The 16,161-nt window shown below is 38.7% G+C and carries 12 protein-coding genes and 1 pseudogene; 1 reads left to right on the top strand and 12 read right to left on the bottom strand.

Annotation, left to right across the window (positions count from 1 at the left end):
• Nucleotides 1–181 precede the first annotated feature (181 nt).
• The gene (locus GGQ60_RS01155; protein WP_183759563.1) at nt 182–2,206 is read left to right on the top strand and encodes a PKD domain-containing protein; all 2,025 of its coding nucleotides are present in this window, start codon (nt 182–184) and stop codon (nt 2,204–2,206) included.
• A gap of 1 nt (nt 2,207) precedes the next feature.
• Here GGQ60_RS01155 and GGQ60_RS01150 read toward each other — a convergent pair whose 3' ends face one another.
• The 12 genes and pseudogenes from GGQ60_RS01150 to GGQ60_RS01095 form a co-directional block, all read right to left on the bottom strand.
• Nucleotides 2,208–3,215: a PorP/SprF family type IX secretion system membrane protein gene (locus tag GGQ60_RS01150; RefSeq protein WP_183759562.1), complete on the bottom strand. Its 1,008-nt coding sequence runs from the start codon at nt 3,213–3,215 to the stop codon at nt 2,208–2,210.
• A gap of 38 nt (nt 3,216–3,253) precedes the next feature.
• Complete coding sequence (locus tag GGQ60_RS01145; RefSeq protein ID WP_183759561.1) at nt 3,254–4,351, bottom strand: hypothetical protein; 1,098 nt, start codon at nt 4,349–4,351, stop codon at nt 3,254–3,256.
• A gap of 165 nt (nt 4,352–4,516) precedes the next feature.
• Complete coding sequence (locus tag GGQ60_RS01140) at nt 4,517–5,836, bottom strand: hypothetical protein (protein WP_183759560.1); 1,320 nt, start codon at nt 5,834–5,836, stop codon at nt 4,517–4,519.
• Nucleotides 5,837–5,841: 5 nt separating this feature from the next.
• Nucleotides 5,842–7,107: a hypothetical protein gene (locus GGQ60_RS01135; protein ID WP_183759559.1), complete on the bottom strand. Its 1,266-nt coding sequence runs from the start codon at nt 7,105–7,107 to the stop codon at nt 5,842–5,844.
• On the bottom strand, nt 7,104–8,570 hold the full coding sequence (locus GGQ60_RS01130; RefSeq protein WP_183759558.1) for a hypothetical protein: 1,467 nt from the start codon (nt 8,568–8,570) through the stop codon (nt 7,104–7,106). The genes GGQ60_RS01135 and GGQ60_RS01130 overlap by 4 nt, the downstream gene beginning before the upstream one ends.
• A gap of 174 nt (nt 8,571–8,744) precedes the next feature.
• Nucleotides 8,745–10,370: a hypothetical protein gene (locus GGQ60_RS01125; RefSeq protein ID WP_183759557.1), complete on the bottom strand. Its 1,626-nt coding sequence runs from the start codon at nt 10,368–10,370 to the stop codon at nt 8,745–8,747.
• A 1,324-nt stretch (nt 10,371–11,694) separates the two neighbouring features.
• On the bottom strand, nt 11,695–11,985 hold the full coding sequence (locus tag GGQ60_RS01120; protein ID WP_183759556.1) for a YrhB domain-containing protein: 291 nt from the start codon (nt 11,983–11,985) through the stop codon (nt 11,695–11,697).
• On the bottom strand, nt 11,936–12,361 hold the full coding sequence (locus GGQ60_RS01115; protein ID WP_262891940.1) for a toxin glutamine deamidase domain-containing protein: 426 nt from the start codon (nt 12,359–12,361) through the stop codon (nt 11,936–11,938). The genes GGQ60_RS01120 and GGQ60_RS01115 overlap by 50 nt, the downstream gene beginning before the upstream one ends.
• Nucleotides 12,362–12,573: 212 nt before the next feature.
• On the bottom strand, nt 12,574–12,996 hold the full coding sequence (locus GGQ60_RS01110; RefSeq protein ID WP_183759554.1) for a hypothetical protein: 423 nt from the start codon (nt 12,994–12,996) through the stop codon (nt 12,574–12,576).
• Nucleotides 12,997–13,223: 227 nt separating this feature from the next.
• The gene (locus GGQ60_RS01105) at nt 13,224–14,213 is read right to left on the bottom strand and encodes a hypothetical protein (protein ID WP_183759553.1); all 990 of its coding nucleotides are present in this window, start codon (nt 14,211–14,213) and stop codon (nt 13,224–13,226) included.
• Between the two features lie 358 nt (nt 14,214–14,571).
• Nucleotides 14,572–15,420: pseudogene (locus GGQ60_RS01100) on the bottom strand (RHS repeat-associated core domain-containing protein); the annotation flags it as partial.
• A gap of 128 nt (nt 15,421–15,548) precedes the next feature.
• Entirely contained in the window at nt 15,549–16,160 is a 612-nt protein-coding gene (locus GGQ60_RS01095; protein WP_183759551.1) for a hypothetical protein, read from the bottom strand.
• Nucleotide 16,161: the final 1 nt, after the last annotated feature.

Raw genomic sequence — 16,161 nt, 5'->3', positions numbered from 1 at the left:
GATCGAAAAAGCAAAAACTGCCGATTCGTCACAGGTTTTAGCAAATCCGTCAAACAAAAGGCTGATTTTATATTATAAGTCTAAAACAATCATCTTTTTGGCATATCTTCTCTACTTTCAGCTATTGGTCAATCATTTTATTATCAATATTTTTACGTGTTAAACGCTCTATACTAAATCTATGTTATTACGCCTATTGCTGTTTCTCTTTTTTGGTTTATTTATTGTTAAGGTACTGGCTCAGGCTCCTGCAAATGATGACGTGAAAACCGCCATTCCAATTAAAAACACTACAGTATACTGTTCAAACGATGCCGCTTTTAACAATGTTAATGCCACTCCCAGCGGTTACAGAAAGGGAAATTTTTGGAACAGTGAGGGGAAAGATATATGGTTCAGTTTTACAGCAGTTGGTACCGATATTACTGCCACAGTAACCGGCCAATCTGCGTTGAACAGTAATACATTGGTTAATCCGCTTGTTGCCTTTTACACCTATAAAGACAATTTACTGGTGGAACAAATCGGTTCGATGACTTCAGAAAATAATATCACAACAGCCTATAAAGGTGGTTTGCTCATAGGCGAAACTTATTACCTGCGCATCAGTGCTGAAAATGATGCCACCGGGAGTTTTAAGCTTTGTGTAAACAGCTATAATCCGCCGAATAAACCTGGCCAGGACTTTTCATCTGCTTCCCCTTTATGCAGTAAAGACAGTTTTACCGAGCTTAAGATCGCCGGTGCCGGTATGAATAACCGCGAAGCTGCCGGAACCTGTTTAAGTACCGAATCGAACAGTGCCTGGTACACCTGGATAGCTGCTAATAATGGTACTTTAGGTTTTACCATTACACCTACTGCTGTTACGGATGATATAGATTGGGTATTATTTGATTTAGGCCCTTCAGCAAGCGCTGCGGCACCGTCATCTGTCAATGCCATCCGCTGCGCTGCAGGCAGTGGTGTCGATTGCAATCCGAGGTATTACATTACAGGCGCTAATAGTACTTCAGTAGACCTAACTGAGCGTGGTGGCTGTTCCCCTAATCAAGATGGTTTTGTAAAGGCCGTAGATATGATTGAGGGACACCAGTATGCCTTGCTAATTGACAATTTTTCGAATAGAAACAACGGTTTCACACTTGCCTTTGATGGTAACGGAGAGTTTGCAGGACCAAAATCGGCCATTGATGTCAAAACTGAAGATGCCTGTTTAAGCACGCAAAAATTTATATTTTCAGCCACTGCCAGTAATTATAGCAGCTTAAAATGGAGTTTTGGAGAAGGGGCCAGCATAACCAATGCGAGTACCGTTGGTCCATTCGAAATTACCTATAATACCCCAGGCACCAAAACTGTAGTGCTCGAAACCATTTCAGTAAAGGGTTGCCGCGTAGTGAACAGCTATACTTTTTATGTGGCATTAAAACCCGAAAAACCAATTATTTCTGCTAATAGAAGCAATTTTTGCCTAGGTGGAACAATGGAACTGAGTATAGCAGAAGTAAAAGACGCTACCTATCAATGGACAGGACCAGCCAATTTTAGTGATTCAACAGCAAGAATCAGCGTACCAATAAGAAATTTTGACCAGGCCGGCGATTATACCGTGACAGTTAAAGTTGGCGATTGCTACAGTGAAGCGGCGATAATCAACATCCCTGCTATTGTAAAAAATCCTGTCGCAAATTTCAATACGGATCCCATTGTGCCGGGTAAATTTGCGGCTCCGGTTCCCATTACATTTTTAAACCGTTCGCGTGATGCCGATTATTTTGAATGGAATTTCGGTGATAATGAAACTTCTACAGATTACCAGCCCACACATGTTTATCAAAAAAAAGGGAACTATACAGTAACCCTCAATGCTTTTACCAACAATGGCTGTGTAGATATCTTTAGGCTTGATAACCTGGTAGTGCTGGATGGCGGTATGTTACAGATTCCAAATTCTTTCTCGCCGAACGGAGACGGCATTAACGACCTGCTGAATGTTAATGTAAGCAATTTAAAAAGATACAGCTTTAAAATCTTTAACCGCTATGGGGATCAGGTTTTCTTTACCACTAATATTTTTGATTCATGGGATGGCACCTGGCGAAATAAGCCTGTTCCGGTTGGTGCTTATTATTATGTATTAAACGGAACAGATGTTTTTAACAAAGAAGTACGCTTTACCGGGTCTATTACCCTAATCAGATAAGCTACCACTGCCGTTGGGGGCACACCACTTTATAAACATTATTGAGCAATAAACCCAGCACAATTTCATGGCTGCCTTTACTCGCCTGGTTAAGTGTAGAAGTAGTTATATCGTAACTGTAGCTAAGATTAAGCAGATGGTTGATATTAAAACCGGCCATCATATTGAAGGCATCCTGTTTCCGATAGCCTGCACCAATCCAAATGCGGTCTTTAAAACCCATTTTCACATTTACATCAGCCGAGATTGGAACATGCGAAATGTATTTTATCAAAACCGATGGGGTAATATTCAGGTCTTCGGCCAAGTAAAATTTATAACCCGAATGCATAAAAACATGGGGTACCTGTTTACCTGTATTGTATTCGGTATTGCCTGAGAAATTGAGTTTCTGCGGCAATACCTGCTGAACGGAAATTCCAGAAAAAAAATTGGCTCCATACAACCACGCACCCACAGAAAGATCAGGCAACAAACGGGCACTGGCAGCATTGTTTAAAGCCGGATCGTTCGGATTTTCGAGTAGCAGGGCATTAATATCAATCGCCACCCGGCTAATCCCTCCAGCTAGCCCCAATGAAAGGTTTAATTGATTATTCAACTGCAAATGGTAAGCATAACTGATGTCAAACGAAGTGGTAGTGAGCTGACCGGCTTTATCCGTCACAGCGACAAAACCAACCCCGTGGTGCGCAGGCGAAGCAGTGTAGTTTTGGGTATAACTTCTGGAACGTGGATCGTTACCATCCGTTTCGAACGATAAGGCATTCGGCCATAAGTATTCATCGCCGAGCGCCCAATGTGCAGATACAAATGCTGTTTTGGGTGCATCCTGTAAGCCAGCCCATTGCTGCCTGTAACCTACCTTAACATCGGTATAATTTTCAATACCACTTAATGCAGGGTTTAGCAGGTAACTATTAAGCAGGTATTGGGTATATTGTGGCCGTTGTTGTGCGTAAAGCCTTACATTTGCACACAATATTAACAACAACAGCCACTTTTTCATTACCGGTTTTTATTTACTATTTGGTTCTACCCAAGTTACTATTTGTCTAGCTTTTTCTCTAATAAGCGAAGACGTAACTCCTGCTTTTTTACATCATTGAGCAATTCGCCATATTGTTTATCTTTTTCGATCAAATGCAGCGTAAGCTCCTCTATCTTTTTCAGTAACAGTTTGTTCATCTCTCCAACTGCTATTCCATCTCGTTCAAATTCTTTTGCAGATGGTATTTCTGGCAGGTGTTTATTTGCTTTGATATAACCTTCTATTTCTTTCAACGTTGCAATTTTATAGCTATCCTCAAATATATAATCGGGTACCCCCTGCCCATCAACCCTGATTTCGTTCGCTTTTATTTTTCCATTTACGGTAAGCCTTTCGGTTGGATTAGTGATACCTATCCCAACATTTCCATTGCCCAAAACTCTCAATAACTGTTTCTCCAGACTGGCATTGTTATAACTATAAAAAGCAAATCCACCTTCACTACCTGCGCCTTCATTCGCTATAAAATCTGTTTCACCTGCCCCAGCTGTCCTGTTCCAACCAATAAGCATTTTGCCAGTACCTACTAAGTTTTGATACGCAGTGGGATTTCCGGATACATCAAGGTTCGCATTGTGTCCGCCAAATTTTGTAGTGCCTAAAACTTCTAACGTTGCACCAGGCTCTATTGTTCCTATGCCTACATTCCCATCCCCCGAAATCCTCACCCGCTCAGTCATACCCGAAAATAAAGCAAGGCCTGTTTTATTGCTATGCTGACTTTCTGCAACACTGGCAATACCTGCCCATTTATCTTCACCGGGATAACCTGAATAGAACTTAAGGCCATTAATCTCTCCAGGGGATCCTGCAATAACCCTCGAACTCATCATCCAACCATTTTGATTGGATTGAATATCGAGCGGGGTTTTAGGATCAGTAGTACCCAATCCTAGTTTTCCACTTTTTAAGGTCATATAAGTCGAGTTCCTGGTGCCCCAACTTTGAATTTCATTTCCAGGGTCACGCTGCCACCACGTAAGGGCATCAACACCCGGCACAAGGCAGGAAATGTCGATACTTATTCCATCAAATAAGGAAGCACTCGTCCAGCCAGTTCCATTTACCATTCTATATAACCACAAATTGTTCATAAAATCATTATTGGTAAAACCAGCTCTAGAAGCAATCCGTAGGTAATCCCCCCCTGGTTGTCGCCCAAATTTTGCGCAAAAAGCAATTTGCCAGTTACTAAGTTACATAGCAATAAAATTATCAGATACCTTTTCATTAGTCTATTAGATTTGTTTACTTGTGCATTATGGTTTTTCTTCAATCTTCTTTTCCAATTCTTTAATCTTTAAATTCTGATTATCTATTTTCTTGTTCTGCTCAATAAACTGTTTATTCTGCTCAATCAAATGCAGCGTAAGCTCCTCTATCTTTTTCAAAAGCAGTTTGTTCATCTCTCCAACGGCTATCCCATCGCGCTCAAATTCTTTTGCAGAGGGCATTTCTGGCAGGTGTTTGTTCGCTTTGATATACCTTTCGAGCTCTGCCAAGGTGGCAACCTTATAATCTTCTTCAAACACATAATCAGGGGCATTGGTACCATCTACCCTGATCTCGTTGGCTTTGATTTTTCCGTTGACGGTAAGCCTTTCAGTTGGAGTCGTTATACCTATCCCTACGTAACCCAAAGGACTACCATCTGTTTTAGTTGCTAAAATGGTACTGCCATTCAGCGATTTGATCACATCCAGATCGCCGCCATCGGCGTTATTGGCAACTCCATGGCCATATTGGAAAACACTTCTCAACGCCCAGTTTTTTGCACCCGTAATGCCTGAATAACCTAGAGCCACTATGTTTACTACATTTTTTGCGGGGAAAGTACCTTGATCCAGAATAAGTTTAAAATTACCATTTACAACCAGTTTTTCGCTGGCTTCAGCAGTGCCTATTCCAACATTTCCATTTTGCAGAAAACTAAAAACATAGGGATTACCCGCATTGGAAAAATTACCTGTATGCCCACCGAAACCGTTATCCATTGCCTGCAATTTAAACACTCCATTACTTGTGCCCATTTTAAATGAAGAAATACCCGGTTGATGAAAGGTAATTACCGGTTGGTTTGCTTTAATTTCGAACAACTCTTCAGGTGTTCTAGTACCGATCCCAACATTCCCGTTAGGAGCTACAGCAAGGCCATTGGTGTACGAATTGTTGCTAAAAAAGGCCACGCCTTCACTCGAACCAATTACTGCGGTGCCATTGTGATCGGCTCCCGTAACACTGATATTCCCACCCCAAACATCAATTTTTTCTCTTGGAGATAAAGTATTAACCCCCATATTTCCATTTAGATCAATATATGTCCGAGGAAGTCCTCCGGTAAAGAACTTGATTCCAGAATAAGAAGACAGGTAAGCATAAGGTGGCCAATCTACAGATTCGTAATACCAACCAAGGCTATAAAAAGATACATCTTTTCCCAGATAGCTAAAGTGATCAGTTGGTGCAACAGCAACACCTGCCTGGTTGGCATTGGTACTAAAGGTTTGTGCATAAAGGTTAAATCCAGGTAGACACAACAAAAAGCTTAAGAAAATCTTACTCAAGTTATAATAGCTCATGATGATTATTTTTTATTCTTTTCCAATTTCAGCAACCGCTTTTGCACATCAATAAGTACCTTATCCTTTTCAATCAGGTGTAGTGTGAGCTCTTCTATCTTCTTCAACAGCAACTTGTTCATCTCTCCAACGGCTATCCCATCGCGCTCAAATTCTTTTGCAGAGGGGATTTCTGGCAAGTGTTTGTTCGCTTTGATATACTTTTCGAGCTCTGCCAATGTGGCAACCTTATAATCTTCTTCAAATACATAATCAGGGGCATTGGTACCATCTACCCTGATCTCGTTGGCTTTGATTTTTCCGTTAATAGTAAGCCTTTCTGTAGGATTGGTTACGCCAATACCCACATTACCCCAGGAATCTATCCGCATGCGTTCTGTATTGTTATTGGTACTGAAGGTCATAAAGCCACCTGTTTGACTACCTCCCCTATAAAAATTTACAGCACTATTGGTTTGTCCGTAAAAACTATGTTCCAGGGCGAAAGTTTTGCCATTGTAATTCGAAAATGTAGTTTCATAACCTTTAATGCCAAGATAAGTTCCGCTGCCAGACGCATCTCCTTCCGGCATTCTGGAAAGTACGCTTGCGAGGCCACCGGAACCAGAATATGTGGCAACGTCTAATAGTGCCCTTGGGCTACCCGTACCTACCCCAACATGACCGAAATAATCTATGGCTATCCCATTATTAAGCTGATTGTTAGCAAAATAAGAGGTACCACCAGCAGAAGATATAATTGCTGTGCCATTGTGATCGGCTCCTGTTACCGAAATATCACCACCCCAAACATCAAACTTAGTGCGTGGAGTGGTTAAACCCAATCCGATAAATCCATTTTGTGCCATTACCAAATTAGGTGTACTTCCCATTTGTTTAGAGAGAAAACCCAGTGAGCGGGAATTTCCTTCCAGCTGGATTGAAAATTTTTCATCGCCGGGCATCCCCACATCCACGCCAGAATCGGCTTCATTTTGTGCAAATACTATCGCGTTTCTGGCCCCGGAACCAAATGTCCAGGCATCATTTAACGACTGAAAACGTCCTGTTATGATAAAGCTCGTCCGTCCAAAGTCAGTGGCATTATTGGTAAGGTAAAATTTAGTTGAAGCATCGAACCAGGAATCGCCCCTTACCTGAAAATGACCGAGGGGATTTAAAGTATTCACGCCTGCCGGACCTGTACTGGTAAAAGTATTTTGAGCTTTTACCGTATTTAAGACCGTAATCATTAGACTGGCCAGAGCTATAATGTGGGTTCGTACACTCATTTTTTTTGTGCTTTTAAAATTTGTTCGAGTTCAGTAATTTTAGCTTTCTGATCGAGTAAGAGGCGATCTCTCGTCAGGTTTTGTTTACGTCCATCAATGATGTAAAGCGTAAGTTCCTCTATCTTTTTCAGCAACAGCTTGTTCATCTCCCCAATGGCCATGCCATCGCGCTCAAATTCTTTTGCTGAGGGTACTTCTGGCAGGTGTTTATTGGCTTTGATATAACTTTCCAACGCTTCCAACGTTTCAACCTTATAACCGGGTTCAAACACATAATCGGGTGCGCCACTTCCATTAACCCTGATTTCGTTGGCTTTGATTTTTCCATTAACGGTAAATTTTTCTTCAGGTGTTATGGTTCCTATTCCCACATTTCCATTTGGCCTGATTGACATCGCCGTAAGCTTACTATCTGCAAGGCCTGGATCGGAATGGACATTGAAATTTAAAGCAATGTTTTTTATGCCCGGATAACCTGCACCAGGATATCCACAGCATAGCCACTCTGGCACGGCTTCGATGGATGCACCGAAATAGTTTGGCACAACATCTCTAAAGCCGGCAAAATGGATCCCCTTTACGCCATTACTGGTATCATAACTGCCCAATGTAATAAATCCGTCGCCGGCAATATGAAGTTTGCTAACAGGAAGCGGAGTACCAATACCAAGATTACCATTTTTATTTATCGAAAAAACTTCCTGCTCCGGACTTTGCCCACCATTTAAAGAAAAAAATCCTAAACGCTCATAGTCGCTATTGATGCTATTCATTTCGATTCTGAAACGTCTTGAGTTATCAGAAGCGTGAAAACCAATGCGTGGGCGTTCGGGGGCTTCCGCTCCAATAGTAACACCAGAGTTATGATCAAAATTATAAGCTTTGATGTCGCCGCCCGCAACCGTTAGCTTATAAGCAGGATTTTGTGTACCAATACCTAAACCTGCAGCAAAATATCCCTGACCATCGGCTCGAACGGTAAAATTCGTTACTCCGCCGGCAACACCTTCGTAAAATACGTTCATCTGTCCATAAGGATTATCCGTAATGGCTTTAAAAATCCCGCCAGGAAAGCTGTAGGTTCCACCAGCCTGATGGCCGGTAAAAAAATTTTGCCCACCTGAGGTAAGCATGTATAGCTTTCCATTAAGATTGCCATTGGTCTCGGTAAGTACCCTCGACCATTCGGTATTAGGCACATTATTGGTCTTTCTAAACCAAAGGTTCTGGTCAAAAAAACTGCCTGCAAACTGCATAGCAAAATTATTGTTCACATTACTATGCCGCACATCAAGCAAATGCCACCAACCATTTGCGCCTGCAGGAAAATTGACAGGGTTATACGTTTCAAAAAAACCGGATATACCACCCATTTGACCCGCATCGTCTTTTGGTTTGGTTTCTTGCGCCAAAAGAAAATAAGGAATGCTTAAAAAAAATAAAAATGCAATAGATTTCATCATAACTTTGTTTGATCACGGCGGCTCAAAAGAATTAAATGAGGTTAGTTATGCCTCCAACAGACGTAATGAGCCAATCTAAAATCTTCAATTAAAACCACAAAAAAAACCGTGTTTGATGAAACCCCGGTTTTTGGCAGTCGAAAGCTGCAAAGTAATTGACTAATCTATATATGGTTATTTATTACCTTTTTCCAATTTCAGTAATCTTTCCTGCACATCACTCAATGCTTTATCTTTTTCGATAAGGTGTAAAGTCAGTTCTTCTATTTTCTTTAACAGTAATTTATTCATTTCACCGAGTGCAATCCCATTTTCGGCAGCTTCAGAAGCTGATGGAATTTCGGGCAGGTGTTTATTCTTTTTAATGTACTGCTCGATTTCTTTAAGTGATAAATTCTTGTAATCCTCCTCAAAAACATAATCGGGCGTTCCTGCACCATCAACCCTGATTTCTTTTGCTTTGATTTTACCATTTACCGTAAATTTTTCTGACGGATTGTTAATACCGATGCCAACATAACCAGAACCATCAATGGTAATATCATCGCCATAATACCACTGTTGTCCGCTACCATTTTTATCGAACATTCTTCTGGTCCCTAAAATCATTCTGCCTGTAGCATTATAACTTTGATCGTTAGCGGCAACCGTAATAATCCGGCCCTGGCTATATATATTATTACCATCCGTATTGGCTGGTATGGCAAACTCCAGCTGCGCACCGTTTATTTGAGACCTTCCCCCGGTGTTGGCCTGAATTACCAGCCCACCTGAAGTGATTGGATTTTCGTTACCGGCATTTTTTGAAACCCCTGCATCAACAATATGGAGTTTACCATAAGGGCTTGTTGTACCAATACCCAAATTCCCTGCGGCGCTCCATATTCCGTTAGGCAGTCCGATATTGGCCTTGCCGAATCCACCATCATATCCCAAATCAATCAGTCCGTTACCTGCACGGATAAAATCAACCCTGTTGCCCGAATCGTGAAAACCAATGCTGGCATAATCCTGGGCATTCAGGAGTAGCGTAGTTTTACTGACCCATTCCTGGAGGGTTGGAGAAGAGTTTTCTAAAATATTCCCCAAACTCATGTAACCATCTGTATTATGGCTAAGGACATGGCTCCCCAATACCAGCGCTCCTCCTTTTACATCAAGCTTGGCTTGGGGGCTTGCCGTTCCTATACCCACAAATTGGTTATCGGAACGGATATGAAATAATGCATCGTGCTGTATGCCTCCCGTTTGATGGCTAATGGTAAAGTCGTTTCCAGTTAAACCCGAATAACCAAGAGCCCAGTTTCCTTCGAAATTCCCGGTACCGGGGTCATTTCTGGTAAAACGAAGACCCGACCAGCCATTGGGCCTTATTATCGTAAGCCCCTCGGCCCAATTTTCTTCTGCTGCCATGATTTTTAAATTGCTTTCAAACAAACCCCTGCCCATCACATGCAGCGGTACCTGTGGTACAGTTGTTCCAATGCCCACCTTACCATTACTTTCGGTTACAATTTTTACCCAGGGCTGCTGGGCATAATTATTGGTTTTGCGCAGATAAAAGTTCTGGTCGAAAAAACTTCCGGCAAGTTGCATGGCAAAATTATTGGCTCCGTTCGAATGCCTTACATCAAGTAAATGCCACCAACTGGAAGCGCCGGCCGGAAAGTTAACAGGTTCTGACGCTTCATAAAAACCAGCGTTAACATTAGCCTGGCCCGCATCATTACGGAAAATGGTTTGTGAAAAGGTGCATATAGGCAAAAGCAGCACCAAAAGCGGAAGTAATTTTAGTTTCATCTCATTGTTTTTTGGTTATGGCAGTTGCTAATCAGGTGAGTTAATCCCAAAACAATATGCCATTTTAAATATCAGCCTAAGCAGGCTATAAAGCAAATGTGATTGACGAAAGCACCGTTTTTAACGGTCGAAAACCATAAGGTAAATGACTAAACTTTTCTATGTGTTAACTTTTGTAAAAGCAATCTGTCAGATAAATCCATCTCCTTAAATTCAGCGCACACAAGTTAGCCCAGCTCTGCTACCCTGCTCACTAAGAGGCATTGATTTAACCACAGATAAAAAGGATGAACACCGATATAAAAAATCCGTGTTTATCTGTGTACATCTGTAGTTAAAACCCTAATAACATTGCGCGTGCGTCAGCAGGAGCACACAAGTTAGCCCAGCCCTGCTACCTGCTCACTAAGAGGCATTAATTTAACCACAGATAAAAAGGATGAACACCGATATAAAAAATCCGTGTTTTATCTGTGTGTATCGGTGATTAAAACCCCTAATTTAATAACATTGCACGTGCGCCAGCAGGAGGTATCTTGAAAAGGGCCTGGAAACGAATGGTTCTGTGTTTTTCGGGTAGTGCAGCCCCGCCATTCGCTACAATCTTTTTGTTGCCATGATCACTGAAATTATCGAAGGGGCAACAAAAAGGATTTTCACTGTTGCCGGGTTTAGTCAGGGGGCTTGTAGCCTTTGGGACAGGTTAAATAGCGATTGTTTAAATACTTGAATAGTCAAAACTTATTTTAAAGCTTAAGTCAACCAGCCCTCTAGTGTAAACACTAAGACCTGCGCCAGTGAGGGGCACTGCTGTAGACCAAAATCACCCTAAGCTATCTTTTGCTTCGCCTTTTGTTTAGCTATTGTTAACCTGCCAAGCGAAAGCGATGCAGATTTTGTGTACAGCCCACCTGCAACGAGGTCTTAACTTTACCCAAGCAGGTTCGAAGCAATTGGCAACTATATACACAGCAGGGTGCAACTAAGCCTGGCCGGAAGCTGGGATAAACGTGGGGTAAATGTGGAATAAATGTGGCGTGAAGCTGGGTTTTGGAATATTTTTGGGATTTTTAATCACATTGACTAAATAGAGTGGTTATCCCTTTTGTTTAACCTAATATACTAAAATTATGGCTATCCAAAATGGAATGATCAAAATAATGGGCAACGGAAGATCTTATGGCGCAATTAAAACCACGTTCATCAAACTCGGAATGCTGGAAAAGTAAAAAGCCCGGCACAAGGCCAGGCTAAGATTATTTTAAACGGAAGTCAGCTTGCAACACTACCCTAGCTACTAAGACTGCGCTAGGAGTGGGACATATTAAAGCATTAATTTCTTTTCATATTCCTTCATATAATACTCTACTGAATAAACCGTTCCTGTAGTATATTTCTCTCCAGTTAATTTATTTATAATTATAGGTGCATTTCCGACAATCATATCTGATAAATCATTCGTTTTTAAATATTTTTTATTAACGTAAAAAAAAACCCAATACTGATCTCTATCAATTGTATCATCACTTAGAACAACTAAACTATCATCAACATATTTATACTTTTTATTTAAATATACCTCTAACTCTTCTCTGACTAAATCTACTTTTCTCATTGTTATTTGTTATTAGTTGGAATAAATGAAAAATCTTTATAACCTTGACCTGATAAAGCAGCACCTTTTCCAGTCTGTCCGTCAACAAAATTGATTTTTCCATTTGATTAATTACATTAAAAACATGCCCTACTTTACCTGGCCCTCTATTGCCAAAAACTATTCCGGTTTCACCATTTGATGAAACCATTCCTTTAATTTTTTCAATAGATAATCCATGAACAAACTTACCATTATATTCCGTTTCAATTACTGATAAAGAAGTTGGCTTAGAAGTCAATTCAGAATTTAATGCAGAAGTTGGCCTTCCTTTGAGGTAATTATCTGTTGCCATTGCACAACTGACACAATTATTATTTCCACCACTCTTATTAATATCACGTAAACTAAATTTCGGCCCATTTCCGTTTTCATTTTGAACTGCTGAAGTACCTGCCGCAATATTTTCTTATTACCATATATTCCTGTTAAATGGAAATACTAGAAAAGTAAAAAGCCTGGCACAATCGCCAGGCTAAGATTATTATTCTTTAAAGCACATTCAGCCAATCCACAGTCGTGAACACTAAAACTTATACAAGTAATTGATTAATCAAGGGATTCCCTTTTTACTAATTCCAAACTTAAAAGTTCTTTTGAAGTAAAATCTATTACTACACCCTCATCACCTGGTATTTCCTGCACTTTGAATAGGCTCCCCTTAGGCTCGATTAATATCCAAAGAAATGGGTTATTTGTCCAGAAAGAAATCAGTACATTTTCATTCAACCTCTCTGAAAGAAAAATACTAAAATCAATTTCTTTCAGATTATTATAATTCTTCACGTCAAAATAGACAGATAGCCTTGTACAAAATCCAGCATCAAAATATTCAACATTCAAATAAATATCTTTACTAACATTACTATCCAGATTACCGATCTTACTCGGATCAACATTAAAAAACTCAGCAACTTCTTCATAAAGTTTTATACTTTCAAATCGTTGCTGTATATACGTTATATAACTCATCACTTTATTTTTGTTAAGGCATTTTAATGAAGGCAATAATATCTCCGAACTGGCTAAATTGCACGGACACTCTTATGGCGCAATTAAAGACGGGCTAATCAAACTCAAAATACTAGAAAAGTAAAAAGCCTGGCACAATGGCCAGGCTAGTAATTTATTATTTAAGGCACAAGTCAGGCAGCACACCGTCCTGCCTGCTAAGACTTGCGCTAATGATGGCATTAGTTTTACCAATAAATCTTTTCATCTGGCATTAAAAAATATAATTTACTTGAACATAAATCTCTAATAGTGGTAAATGCTCCATAATAATATTTATTCTTTAAGTCCATTTCATTAATTTCATTTCCGGAATTTAGACTATAATTTATGACATGTCTGTCATCACTAAAGATTAGTTGACTGTTTATAATTCCTGCAACAACATTTCCATATGAAATAATTTTTTTCGTCCATATATATTTATTATCGTTGACACTAATTAAAAAAAAATTACATTCATTCCTTATTTCATGATCCACATTGCTCAATTTCGGCAAAAATCCGATCAAAAGTTGTTCTTTGTATTGATATACATTTGATATTGGTTTTGAGAAGTTTCTTTTCCAAGCAAGCTCGCCTGTAAGTTTTTTTAAAGCAAAAATTTTATTATTACATTTTACAATAAAAAATGATTCATAATTAAATATATCTACTGTACTATCTATGTTATCACTTTTAACGGAATAAATCCATTTTACATTGCTTTTATCATCCAAAGCTAAAAATTGAAGATTATTTTTATTTTTCTCGACCCTACTTATTAAGTTCAATTCCTTGCTGATTGGTGTTGATACAGTATTTAAATAATAATTTGCGATACCGCCATCAAAATGATAAAATTTATTCATTTTTAGATCAAAAAAGCCGAAACCTTTAACTGCTTCAACAAAAAACACTCCTCTGCTATCCATTATCAACTTACTTGCTGTATATGTTTTGTTTATATCAATCTTTTTCTTAAACTCTGTTCCTTTACGCCAGTTTTTAATGTATAAAGTATCTGGATGAATTAATGACATATAGATTAAAGTATCGTTATAGATATCATACATAATTCCATTACTTTCTAGCGTAGAGGTAATATTTCTAGCGAAACCAATTTGCTTGTTTTTATTAAGATCAATAATATAAAAGCAAAAATTATTGCTGTGTTTAAATCTTCCACGAATCGCCAAGAGATTATTTTTTATTCGAAAATCTATGAATTTTACGCTATCAGCAATAAATTTATTAAGATCTATAGAATGTTTAAAGCTTGAAAGGTAGTTTTCAGTATTTTTCTCCTTTACAACTCATTAATACAAAACTTAACAATAGAATCTGTATTAACATTTTACTTCGCAGAGAGTAGATCATAATTATTTCATATTATTTTTATAATAGTTATTAATTGAGTTATGAGCTTTTATTATATCAGATGTTTGCTTATCATTTAACTTGACTCCACTTTGACTGCCATGTGTTTTAGGCCATAACATAAATAAGGGGATATTAATCCTATCTTGTTGTCCATAGCGGTAACTAACATTATCATTAGTAATGATCTGTACCCCAATGTGAAAAATCTGGAAAAAAATGATTTGCGACTCCTCCAGGTATATACCATGCATTTCTCGACATCCTATTAAGATTTCTTAAAGCTAAAGTTCCATTCCATTTAGAATAAACATCAAAAGCTACTGGCCCTTGCTCTCTCTGTATAAATCCTTTGTCCCACTCATAACCAGACTTATACGAATAACCAATTCCAGTACCATAAAGAGCATCTTTAAACTTAGTAACAGCGTAATTTGCTATACCTTGATTTAAATCTTTTAATAATTCTCCCGTATGAGTAGGATACAGGCTTGCCAAGTTACCACCGTCAAAATTCTTTGCCAAATCATCAACGAGATAAGATGCTCCTATTGCCCATCGACTTTTAAATCCTCTAGAATCCATCTGACCTTGAGCCCAATTATAATAGTCTCTAACAATTCCAAAGCTATATGCTAATTCTTCTACCTTACCTGAACGAGTAAAGTAGGATCTAAATTTACCTTGCCAACCATTTTGTGTAATAGTAGACATTGCATTAAACCAAACACCATTTTTTGCAATCCTATCCGATGTAAGCCATGCTCCATCAGAGCCATCCATTTTACGTAAAGCTGATTTTCCTTTATGCAACGAATATGTGTCATACGAATTATATTCCTCAAGTCCGTCTAAATCTATACTATTAATCGGTTTGTTACCTGCAAATTGATAAGGTGTATACCAAGGATATTCCTTCGTCAACGGATCCACACTCAGAAACTTCGCTATCCTCGGGTCATAGATTCGCATGCCATAATCCTGTTGGTTGCCCTGCCCTTTCACCTCGTTATCGTTCTCCTTACCGTTAAAACCATAAAGGTAAAAGCTGGTTGCTTAATTTACAATGGCTGGTTTAGTTTTTCCGATATTGGAGCTTGTTGCCTTGGGATAGCATACATAAATTGCACACATAATAAGTGGTAACTTAAGCATTAGTCAGCATATTTAATCTGGCAACAGTTTAATCCATATGATTTACAAAGATTATCAAAATTACGCCTCAATGCTTCTCCCGTAGATATCCAATAATATTTGTAAACATTTTTATTTTCTCTCAGAAATGTAATATAAGTTTTAATTTCAAAGTTACTAACTTCTATATGAGAGCACACTTCTCCATTATTAAAAAAAGCAATACCCATTGTCGGGGCATAAGTAGTTACAGTATAATTTGGGTAATCATCTTTATAAGAGTTTTTCAATAAATATATTAATTTGTTTGTATCTTCCGGCTTCATTCTTTTTCCATCCTCGTAAAATGGAAAGTCAAGCCTTTTCTTAAAATATAATTTCGCAGAGTCAATCTTGTAGTTATAAGAATTCCAATCTATTTTTTTGCAATTAAATGTAAAGATTTTTGCTGAATCAAATTCCAGAGAGGACAAATAATGAATGAGCTTTGAGTCCTTTTTGTTATAAGGACTTTTGGGATATAGCTTATGTACCCTAACTCTATTTTTATTTTTTAAAGATATATTTTTTTTGATCTGACAAAAGCATAGAATTGGCAAAATCAAAATTACCATTATAAATAATTTTCTCATC

This window comes from Pedobacter zeae (assembly GCF_014196715.1).
Taxonomy (GTDB): domain Bacteria; phylum Bacteroidota; class Bacteroidia; order Sphingobacteriales; family Sphingobacteriaceae; genus Pedobacter; species Pedobacter zeae.
Note: the sequence above shows the minus strand (reverse complement) of the source record. Positions and strands in the feature narration are given on the sequence as shown.

Coding starts and splice junctions, on each gene's coding strand:
- GGQ60_RS01155 (WP_183759563.1), top strand. CDS start 182: ATGTTATTACGCCTATTGCTGTTTCTCTTTTTTGGTTTATTTATTGTT.
- GGQ60_RS01150 (WP_183759562.1), bottom strand. CDS start 3,215: ATGAAAAAGTGGCTGTTGTTGTTAATATTGTGTGCAAATGTAAGGCTT.
- GGQ60_RS01145 (WP_183759561.1), bottom strand. CDS start 4,351: ATGAACAATTTGTGGTTATATAGAATGGTAAATGGAACTGGCTGGACG.
- GGQ60_RS01140 (WP_183759560.1), bottom strand. CDS start 5,836: ATGAGCTATTATAACTTGAGTAAGATTTTCTTAAGCTTTTTGTTGTGT.
- GGQ60_RS01135 (WP_183759559.1), bottom strand. CDS start 7,107: ATGAGTGTACGAACCCACATTATAGCTCTGGCCAGTCTAATGATTACG.
- GGQ60_RS01130 (WP_183759558.1), bottom strand. CDS start 8,570: ATGATGAAATCTATTGCATTTTTATTTTTTTTAAGCATTCCTTATTTT.
- GGQ60_RS01125 (WP_183759557.1), bottom strand. CDS start 10,370: ATGAAACTAAAATTACTTCCGCTTTTGGTGCTGCTTTTGCCTATATGC.
- GGQ60_RS01120 (WP_183759556.1), bottom strand. CDS start 11,985: ATGAGAAAAGTAGATTTAGTCAGAGAAGAGTTAGAGGTATATTTAAAT.
- GGQ60_RS01110 (WP_183759554.1), bottom strand. CDS start 12,996: ATGAGTTATATAACGTATATACAGCAACGATTTGAAAGTATAAAACTT.
- GGQ60_RS01095 (WP_183759551.1), bottom strand. CDS start 16,160: ATGAGAAAATTATTTATAATGGTAATTTTGATTTTGCCAATTCTATGC.